Below are 4,022 nucleotides of genomic sequence, written 5' to 3' on the forward strand. Positions count from 1 at the left end.
GCCGATCACGGGCCGCGGGCGCACCGGGCCGCCCGCGCACGCGCGGCGCCGGGGCCGTCATCCCGGAGAGAGCGGACCGGGCCGCCGGCCGGAAGTGGTGGGAGCGCAGGGGGGGTGACGGCCCGCCGGTCACGGCACCGGGCGCCGCGGGGAGCGCAACACGCCGAGCGCCCGCCCGGCAAGCCCGGGGGCGTGGCGGGGCATCGCGCCCCACCACGCCCCGTGCCGGGAAGGCCTGCCCGCCGGGCCCGCCCCGCGCGCCCCGGTGCCCGGGCCGGGGGCCCCGCCCGGACCGGGGCCGGGAGCCCCGCGCCGCCGCCGCTCAGAGCGCCGCTCGGACGAGGGCGGCGGCCAGCAGGGCGAAGGCGGCGATGATCACGGCGACGCGGACGTAGTGGAAGCGGTCCCAGCGCTTCATCTGCTCCTTCCAGTCCTCGGGCCGGTTCCCGGGGGTCCACGTCTTGCCCCGGTTGTTGATCGGGACGAGCAGCAGGACGGACATGAGCACGCTGACGACCAGCAGGACGCCGGCGGTGACGACGAGAGCGGCGCCCTGCCGGTGCCATCCGGCGACGGTCCACAGCACGACCAGGACGAGCGAGCCGATGTACCAGAACGGCATCACCGCGCCGAGCATCCGTCCCCCGTGGGCGCGGCCGAGCTGGCCGCTGTCCTCGGGGAGCGCGTCGAGGATCCGGTTGACGACGAAGGCGACGCAGAACTCCACCCCCACCATCACCCCGACGACCACGGTGGTGAAGACCTCGAGTGCGCTGAGCATGATGACCCCTCCAGGCATCTAGTGCTGCTAGCCGATGAGGCAACGCTAGACCTGCTGCCGCTCTATTGTCTAGCGATGCTAGGGTCGAGTCATGTCGGTCATGCCGGTCCAGGAACGCAAGCGGCGCAAACGGGCGCAGCGCGAGCGCCTCATCGTGGCGGCGGCCCGTGAACTCGCCGAGCGGCAGGGCTGGGAGGCGGTGACCACCCGGCGGCTGGCCGAGCGCATCGGCTACAGCCAGCCCGTCCTCTACGGGCACTTCCGCGGCAAGCGGGAGATCATCGGCGCGGTCGCCCTCGAAGGCGCCGCCGAGCTGGCCGGGGTGCTGCGGGCCGCGGCCGCCGGCGCCGCGGGCGGGCCGCGGGAGCGGGTCGGTGCCGTGGCCCGGGCCTACCTCGGTTTCGCCGCGGGCAGCCCGGCGCTCTACGACGCCCTGTTCCACCTCGACGGCGGCCTGGCGTTCGCGCGCGAGGACACCCCCGGGCCGCTGAAGGACGCCTTCGCCGCCCTGCTGGAGAGCCTCGGCGCGGCGGCCGGCGACGGCCCCCACCCGGCGCTGTTCACCGAGGTGTTCTGGGCGGCCCTGCACGGACTGGCCACCCTGACCCGGGCCGGGCGCCTGCCGCCCGAGGACGCCGGGCGCAGGACGCGGCTGCTGGTGGAGCGCTTCACCGCGCTCTGACACCCCGTCCCGATCCGACACGCCGTCGCGGCGGCGGCCGTACGCCCCCCGGACCCCGCCGCCCGCCTGTGCCCGCGCCCGCGCTCACCCGCGCCCGCGCCCGCACCACCGGCACCACCACACCCCGCCGCGGCCCCATCACCCGCACCCCCGCCACCCGCACCCCCGCCACCCGTCGCGGCATCCGGGCCGGCCCCCGCCCCGCCCGGTCCCCGGCGCCGCCCCGCGTCCCGGCCGGGGACGGCCGGGGACGGTGGCGGCCCGTTCAGTTCGGGGGCGGCCAGGGCACCAGCCCCGGGCGGGCGGGACCGGGGTTCCCGTCCGGGCTGCGCAGCGTCAGCTGGCGCCGGCGGTGGCGGGGTGTCCAGCCGTGGCGCTCCAGCGCCTCCCGGACCAGGCCGGCCACCAGCCCCGGCGCGATCACCACGCCGTGCCCCACCCACACCACCAGGCGCTGCCCGTCACCGTCCGCATGCGCCACCACGAGCGCCAGGCCCGGCTCGTCGTCGGGTGCCACCGTCCAGCGGTAACGGTCCCCGCCGACGACGATCACCCGCGAGCCCTTCCCCGCCAGCGCCACCCACACCACCCCCCTGTTTCCGGATACCCCACCCCGTCATCCCGGGCCCCGGCCCGGTGGGGCCGGCCCGCCATGCCGCACACCAAGCCCGGCTCCCGTCACCACAACCAGCGCAACCGCGCAGCCGGCACAGCCGGCGCAGCCGCGGGATACGGCAGGCCGTCAGGTCTCCGACTCCCCCGGCCCCGCACCGGGAACCGCCGCACGCCACACCCGGCGCCCCGCCCGGCGCGGCCGGGCGCAGCGCGCCGGCAGGCACGGTGCGCCCGGCCGCGGCGCGGGGCCACGTCACCCCGACGCCCCGCCCGCCCTGGCCGCGCGCACCCCGGCCGGCCCCGGCCCCGTCATGGCGAACACCGCCGTCTGCGAATACCCCGACCGCCAGGCCGCCGCACTCCTCACCACCCCCGCCCACCCGGCCTGGAGCCGGGCGAGGGCCGCCACCGACGCCTTCACCGCCCGGCGCCCGCGCGAATGGGCCCTGCTGCGCGCCATCACCCTCGACGGGCCCTGGAGCCCGGAGGAACTGCTCGCCGCCACCGACCGCCTCCAGCTCCACACCGCCCGCACCACCACCCGCATCCCCGCCCTGACCGCACTCGCCGCCCACGGATGCACCCACCGCATCCGCACCACCACCCGCACCCACCTGACCGCCTGACCGCCTGACCGCCCGACACCACCCGCGCCACCGGCCCGTGCCCCGGCCCCGGGCCGAAAGCCCGTTGCCCCCCGCCGCGCCCGGGAACACGTCCTCCACGCGGCATGAGAGCGCTGAGTGCGGGGGTCACATCGGGGCTGGACGGCGACGGCGCCGAGCACGACGGCCCAGGGCGGGGGCTCGGGTCAGTACTGACCGAGGCCTCGGCTGTCGAGGTGGTCGACCAGTACGGCCTCCTTCCGCAACAACTGATCGCGGTCATCGGCAGGTAGCGAGGCGAGGGCGTCGACCAGAACACGTTGGCGAGGAACGTAGACCATGCTGCCCGAGTAGATCCGGCACCCCGAGCACCAGGCAAACCCGACGCAACGCTCGGAGAAGGAGGACTCGGGCGGATGGAAACGGTACTGGTAGGAGCGGACAGGCTCGTGGCACACGAGGCAGATCCAGCGGTCACCGTCGCGGACTGACCAGCCATACCCCCTCTTGCGCCAAGACTTCCGTCCGGCCGGTGCTCTTCAGGTTGCCACGCGCTCATTCTGCCCTGGGACGGCGCTCAAGGGACAACCGATTGCTCTGGCGGTCCATGAGACGTCACGGTGTCGGCGTACAGGGACGTATGCCCAACCACGTACAGGTGAATGTGCCCGACTGCGTTCGTTAGCTGCAGCGTGGCTGACTGGCCGGTGCGGGCCGACTCACGCCGTAATCAACGGGGACGGATCGCTCTGGAATTGCAGATGACAGACGCGGCGTAGTCCTGGCGGCATCAGCCGGTTGCCCTGACCGGACTGATCATCGGAGGATCACCACGTCCAGTAGCCCGTATCTGATACCCCGTCTGCTGGCGTGGCTGGAGGTCGACCCCGACCGGCATGCCTTCGCCTGGAGCGGTGAGGAGGAGGCCGAGGTCACGGCGAAGGTCCTGGCGCTGGTTCCCTCGGGCTACGCCTGCTCGTTGAGCTTCGACGACTTCTTGAACCCGGTCACGGAGCTCCGGGTGCTCCCGCAGAGGTGTCCGCCGGTGCGCGGCGGGCAGCTGTGGCGGTGGCCGGGCGGTGCGGCAGAGGGTGAGGCCCCGTCTGCCGACGGCGCCGGTGAGCGCAGCCACCGCGGCTCGGCCCGTTCGCCTCCGGGCGGCCTCTGCCCCGGGGGGGCGGGCGGAGGCGTCGCGGTGACGGGGTTGCGGCTGTTGCGGCTGTTGTGGCGGTGGCCGGGCGGTGCGGCAGAGGGTGAGGCCCCGTCTGCCGACGGCGCCGGTGAGCGCAGCCACCGCGGCTCGGCCCGTTCGCCTCCGGGCGGCCTCTGCCCCGGGGGG

At 75.6% G+C, this 4,022-nt stretch carries 5 protein-coding genes; 3 read left to right on the forward strand and 2 right to left on the reverse strand.

Annotated elements, in window-relative coordinates; genetic code table 11:
- Window positions 1–322: 322 nt before the first annotated feature.
- Window positions 323–781, reverse strand: a complete 459-nt coding sequence (locus AB0C76_RS39870; protein ID WP_359975214.1) for a DUF1772 domain-containing protein — start codon at window positions 779–781, stop codon at window positions 323–325.
- Between the two features lie 100 nt (window positions 782–881).
- On the opposite strand from AB0C76_RS39870, the gene AB0C76_RS39875 reads away from it, so the two are divergent.
- Window positions 882–1,463, forward strand: coding sequence for a TetR/AcrR family transcriptional regulator (locus AB0C76_RS39875; protein ID WP_359975250.1), 582 nt, complete (start codon window positions 882–884; stop codon window positions 1,461–1,463).
- A gap of 265 nt (window positions 1,464–1,728) precedes the next feature.
- Here AB0C76_RS39875 and AB0C76_RS39880 read toward each other — a convergent pair whose 3' ends face one another.
- Complete coding sequence (locus tag AB0C76_RS39880) at window positions 1,729–2,043, reverse strand: hypothetical protein (protein WP_359975217.1); 315 nt, start codon at window positions 2,041–2,043, stop codon at window positions 1,729–1,731.
- A gap of 346 nt (window positions 2,044–2,389) precedes the next feature.
- On the opposite strand from AB0C76_RS39880, the gene AB0C76_RS39885 reads away from it, so the two are divergent.
- Window positions 2,390–2,704 (forward strand): hypothetical protein, encoded by a 315-nt coding sequence (locus AB0C76_RS39885; RefSeq protein WP_359975220.1) that lies wholly within the window; start codon window positions 2,390–2,392, stop codon window positions 2,702–2,704.
- A gap of 104 nt (window positions 2,705–2,808) precedes the next feature.
- The gene (locus tag AB0C76_RS39890) at window positions 2,809–2,976 is read left to right on the forward strand and encodes a hypothetical protein (protein ID WP_359975223.1); all 168 of its coding nucleotides are present in this window, start codon (window positions 2,809–2,811) and stop codon (window positions 2,974–2,976) included.
- Window positions 2,977–4,022: the final 1,046 nt, after the last annotated feature.

Origin of the sequence: Kitasatospora sp. NPDC048722 (genome assembly GCF_040650235.1) — a bacterium.
Taxonomy (GTDB): domain Bacteria; phylum Actinomycetota; class Actinomycetes; order Streptomycetales; family Streptomycetaceae; genus Kitasatospora.